7 protein-coding genes are annotated in these 6,332 nt (G+C 58.4%); 4 read left to right on the plus strand and 3 right to left on the minus strand.

Annotated elements, in window-relative coordinates:
- Window position 1 precedes the first annotated feature (1 nt).
- From AC13QO_RS27470 to AC13QO_RS27480, 3 genes are all read left to right on the plus strand, one after another.
- Complete coding sequence (locus tag AC13QO_RS27470; RefSeq protein WP_488542468.1) at window positions 2–910, plus strand: ABC transporter permease; 909 nt, start codon at window positions 2–4, stop codon at window positions 908–910.
- A 70-nt stretch (window positions 911–980) separates the two neighbouring features.
- Window positions 981–1,751, plus strand: coding sequence for an ABC transporter permease (locus AC13QO_RS27475; RefSeq protein ID WP_488542469.1), 771 nt, complete (start codon window positions 981–983; stop codon window positions 1,749–1,751).
- A 33-nt stretch (window positions 1,752–1,784) separates the two neighbouring features.
- Window positions 1,785–2,843: an extracellular solute-binding protein gene (locus AC13QO_RS27480; RefSeq protein WP_488542470.1), complete on the plus strand. Its 1,059-nt coding sequence runs from the start codon at window positions 1,785–1,787 to the stop codon at window positions 2,841–2,843.
- A 46-nt stretch (window positions 2,844–2,889) separates the two neighbouring features.
- Here the strand turns inward: AC13QO_RS27480 and AC13QO_RS27485 are convergent, their stop codons facing one another.
- Both AC13QO_RS27485 and AC13QO_RS27490 read right to left on the minus strand, forming a co-directional pair.
- Window positions 2,890–4,131: an 8-amino-7-oxononanoate synthase family protein gene (locus AC13QO_RS27485; protein WP_488542471.1), complete on the minus strand. Its 1,242-nt coding sequence runs from the start codon at window positions 4,129–4,131 to the stop codon at window positions 2,890–2,892.
- Between the two features lie 123 nt (window positions 4,132–4,254).
- A complete protein-coding gene (locus tag AC13QO_RS27490; protein ID WP_488542472.1) occupies window positions 4,255–4,938 on the minus strand; it encodes a winged helix-turn-helix transcriptional regulator in 684 nt (227 codons plus the stop codon).
- A gap of 319 nt (window positions 4,939–5,257) precedes the next feature.
- On the opposite strand from AC13QO_RS27490, the gene AC13QO_RS27495 reads away from it, so the two are divergent.
- Window positions 5,258–5,503 carry a hypothetical protein gene (locus AC13QO_RS27495; protein ID WP_488542473.1) on the plus strand — a complete coding sequence of 82 codons (246 nt, stop codon included), beginning with the start codon at window positions 5,258–5,260 and terminating at the stop codon, window positions 5,501–5,503.
- 568 nt (window positions 5,504–6,071) lie between these two features.
- Here AC13QO_RS27495 and AC13QO_RS27500 read toward each other — a convergent pair.
- A partial coding sequence (locus AC13QO_RS27500; RefSeq protein WP_488542474.1) for a hypothetical protein occupies window positions 6,072–6,332 on the minus strand: 261 nt, incomplete at its 5' end.

The following is a 6,332-nucleotide window of genomic DNA, read 5'->3' on the forward strand; positions in this document are numbered from 1 at the left end:
GATGACCATGACCGCCGACAATCTGGCGCTTGCACCAATCGCTCCAGCAAGCTGGCTATTCTCGCACTCGGCCCGCCGCTATTCGCATGCGCTGACGCTCGTTCTCATTGCGCCGCTGACCCTCCTGCTCGCCGCGGGCTTCGTCTATCCGATCGGCCGATTGATCTCATTGAGCGTCATGGCGCCTGAACTCACGCTCGAATATTACGAACGAATAATAAGCGAGCCGCTCTACCTCGAAGTTCTGCTTCGCACGCTGCAGATGGGCGCGATTGTCACTGTTGCGAGCCTGCTGCTTGGCTATCCCGTCGCCCTTCTCATGGCGCGCGCCAAAGGCAGGACCGCATTGATTGTTGCGGCGGCGGTGTTCGTGCCGCTCTGGACCTCAGTGCTGGTGCGATCCTACGCCTGGATCGTGCTGCTGCAGCGAAGCGGTATCGTCAATGGCTTGCTCATCGAAACCGGCGTCATCGCCAGCCCTTTGAAGCTTCTCTATACCGAGGGCGCCGTCATCCTCGCGATGACACATGTGCTGATGCCCTTCATGATCCTGCCGATCTGCAATGCTCTTCGCACTATTCCAGCCGAATATATCCAAGCCGCCCGGAACCTGGGGGCCGGCCCCATGCGCGCCTTCATACGTGTGACCTTGCCGCTCAGCCTGCCGGGAATTTTTGCCGGCTGCGTCATGTGCTTCATTCTGGCGATCGGTTTTTATATCACGCCGGCACTCGTTGGCGGACCGGGAGCGTTGATGATGGCAACGCTGATCGGCCAGCAAACTATCGTCCTGCTTGACTGGCCATTCGCCGCAGCGCTCGCGACGGTCCTTCTTACGACGACGCTCGTCTTTGTCCTTGCGTTTCGCAAGGCCCTTTCCATCAGCAAAGGAATGAACAGTGTCAACTGAGCCCGCAGCCACCACATCGCCTACCACCTCTCGAGTAAACAGCAGCCATCGACCTTATGGCAAGGCAGTCTTGCAGCTTCTCGGCGGCTTCCTCATCGGCGCAATCCTGTTCTTCCTGGTGCTGCCGACGCTGTTGGTTATCCCGATTTCGCTGAATGATAGCAGCTATATCGAGCTCCCGCCGAAGGGCCTGACACTTCGCTGGTACAGCGAATTTCTTTCCGATCCGGACTGGCGAGCAGCAACGATCTTCAGCCTCAAGATTGCGCTGTCGACGACGGTCGCTTCGACGGCAGTCGGAACAATGGCGGCCATAGGACTCGTTCGCGGCAATCTGCCGGGAAAAGCGCTTCTGCAGGCGCTGTCGCTCAGCCCAATGATAGTCCCCCATGTGGTCTTCGGCGTTGCTCTTTACCTGATTTTCTCGCCGCTCGGCCTGACTGGCAATTTTGTTGGCTTCTTGGTCGCGCACACCGTGCTCTCAGTACCCTACGTCATCATCACCGTGTCAGCGGCGCTTGAACGTTTCGACCCATCACTTGAACTTGCCGCATTGAGTTGCGGCGCAAACCGGACGCGTGCCTTCTTCAACATTGTCCTACCAAACATCGCGCCTTCGGTGGCAGCGGCGGCTGTCTTTGCCTTTCTGGCATCTTTCGACGAGGCAACGGTCGCATTTTTCATTTCAGATACCGGCGGCAAGACGATCAGCCGCAAAATGTTCGAGGACATCGATTTCAACCTTACCCCGGTTATCGCATCGGTTTCGACGCTGCTCGTTGCGACATCGCTCGTCCTCATGGGCTCCGTCCATCTCCTTGTCGGCCGCGGGGAGGACTAACGTGGCCATCTCATCCGGACAGAGGAACACGCGATGAAAAAAAGAACTGAGATGAAGCCTTTCCTGCTTGCCGCCTGCCTTATGCTTGGCAGTTTGGGGGTGGCGCAAGCGGAGGAGCAGGTGGTCATTGCGACGACAGGCGGGGCCTACGATGCAGCACTCAGAAAATTCTGGTTCGAACCATTCACGCAAGAGACCGGCATCAAGGTCGTTTCTGTCGCAGCGACAAATGCGGAGATGCGGGCGAAAGCTGCTGCCATGGTCAAGACCGGCAATGTGACGTGGGACCTGTACCCTGACGGTGAGGTCCAGGCGAGTGCCGAAACGCATCGGCTCAATTCTGAAGACCTGAGCAATTTTTGCGAGCCCTTTCGCGCCCGGCCAGATATGGTCGAGGATGCCTGCATCAGTTCAGGAGCGAGGCTTTTCTCGACCGCAACGCTCATGGCCTACGACCCCACCGGCTTCAAGGCGGGAAATCCATCAAGCTGGGCCGATATGTGGGACCAGGCTAGATTTCCCGGTGGCCGCGCATTTCCGAATTTCGATGACCCGTGGCGCGTTATGGCTGCAGCGCTATTGGCCGATGGTGTTCCACGTGACAAACTTTTCCCGCTCGACATCGACCGCGCACTCAGGAAGCTCGACGAGATCCGCCCCGCGATATCACTCTGGTGGAAGACGGGTGATCAGAGCGTTCAGGGTTTTCGCAATGGAGACTATAGCATCGGGCAAATCTGGTTGACGCGCGCAAACACGCTGAGAGCGGAAGGGCGCCAGATTGCCTGGTCCAAGCAGGCATCGTTTCTCGTCGGTGATCGCCTGACGATCATCAAGGGCGCGCCGAACCGCGCTAACGCCGAGAAGCTGATCGGCTACTGGCTTGATCATCCGACGACGCAGGCAAAGGTCTGCGAGGAACTCCTCTGCACCCCGCCAAGCCGCGACGCGATCGGACTGATGTCTCCGGACGCACGTGCAGCACTGCCGAGCGACGAGGACATCAGGGATCACATCGTCGTTCCGGACGCCAAATGGATCAATGAAAATGCCGCGATGATGCTTGAGCGATGGAACGCTTGGATCCGATAACGAGCCGCCCCCGGGCGAGAGCGCCCGGGGCCGCGAAGGCCCATGATTAGCCCTTGATGGCACGATTGATGGCTGCCGCGACGTCGCGCACTTCGATTGCCGTGTGACTGGAGGTCGGACATATCCGCAGACCTGCCCTTCCCTTGGCGACCGTCGGGAAGAAAATGGCCGATGTATAGTAACCGGCGTCCAGCACCACTCTCGCTGCACCGATTGCTGCGAGCTCATCACCGACGACAACCGTCCGGATGGGCAGTCGGGATCCCGCCTGTGCGGTCGGCACAAGTTCGTCAAAAAGGGAAATGTATTCAGCGAGCGCCCGCTGCCGTACGCCGAGTTCCGGAGTGCGATGAATCGCCTGGGAAGCAAGGGCGGCACCAATTGCTGCGACATTGATCGAGGCCGAAAAGGCATGCGCGAGAGCGAAGCGCCTAAAGATCTCTTCCTGGAACGCAGTTGCCAGCATGAGCATGCCGCCTGAAGCCCCGAAGCCCTTGCCGAGCGACGCTGCGATTATCATGCGCTCACCGAGGCCCCCTGTCATTTGCGATCGCGCAAAACCTTCGCCCTTTTCGCCGAAGATTGATATCCCGTGAGCATCATCGATATAAAGGAAGAGGCCGTATCGCTCCTGAAGCGCCCGCAATTCTTTTATTGGCGCGCAGCCACCCATGGAATAGACACCGTCACATACAAAGGCGACAGTATCATTCTGACGGCAAATATCCTCGAGCGCCTGAAGATCATTGTGACCGACTGTGCGGACATCGCATTCTTCGGCGACGACAGGCTTGTTGAAGGCGAGCGTCGCATGGGCGAGGCGGTCGAAGACCATGATCGGCTTTTTGCCGCCGGTCAGGACTCCGGACGCAATCAGCGGAAGGGCGCTCAGATTCGCCGCGAGCACCGTTGTGTAGGTGATCACCCTCGCCTCGAAGAGGTCAGAGAGGGCATCCTCGAGGTCTCCGAGAACTGCAAAGTTGAGCCGTGTGCGGGCGCAGGACCAGTGTAAGGTCCCGTACCGGCGAACGGTCTCAACTGCTCCCTCGACGATTGAAGGATGATTGTCCAGCCCGAGATACGAGCAGCGAACGAAGTCGACAACGCGCTCCGACCGTCCCTCGGGTAGCGGCAGGCTCACCGCTCTGCCATCTCTCGGCTGGACGTAAAGTGCCATCAATCCGTCGAGATGGGCTGCGGCAAAGTGAGGACCGGCATGCCTGACCAGGCTGGCGGTGTTTCTGTAGGAGAAGGTCGGCGACCCGGCGCCGGAAACGGCCTCTTGCATGTTGTACTCCCAATTTTGGATGCACCACACGCTAATCGGGAATCTTTCGTTCACACAACGAACACGGCAGCAAGTTTTGGGGAAATTCCGGTGACGATGTGAAGGTGACGAGGTTCAAATGCCTCAGACGATGTCAATCGCATATCCTACCTTTGGCACCGTGCGGATTACATCGCGGCCAAGGACACGCTTCAACGCCCGTCGCAGGCGGCCGATATGAACATCAACTGTCCGTGGCTCGACGAATGCTCTCTGCGGCCAGGCAATGCCTATCAGTTCGGCACGGCTGAAAACGCGTCCTGCATCAGTCATAAGGGCGCTCAGCAAGCGGAACTCGATTGGGCTGAGATTGACGGGTGCACCCCGTACCAGGACACGCCGGGCGCCGACGTCCAACGTCATTTCGTCAGACATTGAGACGAGGCGTTTTGTCGCTTTATCACCGGGATTGCCAATCGTGCTGTGAAGGTATGAGAGAAGCCGCTCCGGCGGCATCGGCCTTGTGAAACTCTCATCGACATTTGCCTTCAGAATGTCGAGGTATGCAGCTTTTTCGGCGACGAGCGCGATCAGCGTGATGTCGCTGGTAAGGTCTCTTTCCTTCAGGCCGGTCGCGATATTGGCCAGACTGTGCGAACCGGGCTGGCAGTCGACGATGATGGCTGCAGCCTCACCCTCTTCGGCGATCGCCACGGCTTCGCTGGGAACGTCGACGAGCGTTGGCCTATAACCGGCTTCCTTCAGAATGTAGGAGAGCATCAGATAGTAGTCGGCATCTCTCGATACGATCACTAAAAGTTCGCTCATTGGCTGCCCCTGCCAGCGGATATGATTCTTCCTGACAATTTTGATACGACAACAATGCCACTAGAATGCCCCATATTTGGCCTCGATCCTCCCGCCTCACCTTGTTTCCGAGACAAACCGGCACGAGTACGCGCGTTTAACGCGTATTTTTATAGCTTGCCTTTTGCTTTTGTTACAACATAATGTTGAGTGTGCGAAGAGAGTTTGACGCTAAAGTGTCTATTTGCCAGGGACGGCACGTGATCGTGGCCCATTCGATGGGATCAACGTCCGGCGTATTTTTAGCGACCTGTTCCCGGACGGTAACGGGGCTTTCCGCATGCACGACTTTTTCGAACAGTATCCGGCCAGCTGCATCGCAGCAGCACCCGACTTGTGGAGTGACACCGATGTAGAGGATGCAAGCGTTGCCGCCCGCTCATTATACGGAGGACATGCGAAAACCGCTGCAGCATGGTGCGCGCTTTGCGCGCGCTCCGACGGCCGTGCAGGTGACTTCAAGTTTTGGGTGCGGGTGTTCCGCCATCTCGATGTCGAAAGGGTTGGGACGGCCCTAGATACTTAAGACGGCCATAAGCGACCGTTGATAGCCAATGAGCAACGTCTCACCCGCTCGACTTCGACTGGAGGGCCAGCTTGCGGGACCTCCCATACCGGCTTTATAAGAGTGCTGTCCGCCTTGCGCTGCCCGACCTTTGAACCTTTGGTCGATCATCACGTGGCGGTCGGCGCTAGCTGCCGACGCGGTCTGCGCGAGCTCATCTATCGAGACCAAGATCGGCGGCACCTTGGCGATCAGCAGTTGGACCAGGCGCCTCCTCCGAGGCAACCGTGGCTGTCATAGCCGCCTGTTTCGACAGCTTGCGCGCTGCGCCAAGCGTCCAAAGCCTATTGTTCCACTGGTGAGGGCTTATGAAATGTCATGGCAGTCGAGTATCGCGAAGGCGATAGCTCATTTAGATCGGTCTGCGCTGCCACGCGTTGACATTCCGTCTCGACTGCGAGATCTGCGAGCAGCCAGTCTGTAACGACAAAGATGGAGCATTGACGCGATGTCTTTACAATCTCGCCGCTGAAAGCCGCGTCGTCTGGCTCACTCATTAATGGCTGCTCTTTCGCTCCTCCGATCGCCTTTAGGGATCAATCCCGCGGCCGCGGTTGACCGCCCGCTGACGCCGTTCCGCGAGGATCTGCTGACTGCTTTCCGCGCGGACGGTCTGCTGCAGGACCTTCAGCCTCTCCTGCATCGCCGCGAAGGCCTGGCGCTGCGCCTCTGGCACATGGTTGATGAGATCCTTGTCGCCGCGGATGATGGCATTGCGCCCGAAGCGCTCGTCAAGCGCCTTGCTGACGACGGCGAACTCACGGCGGACGCCCGGATCGAGAGAGGCAGC

Source organism: Rhizobium sp. CNPSo 3670, assembly GCF_057784555.1.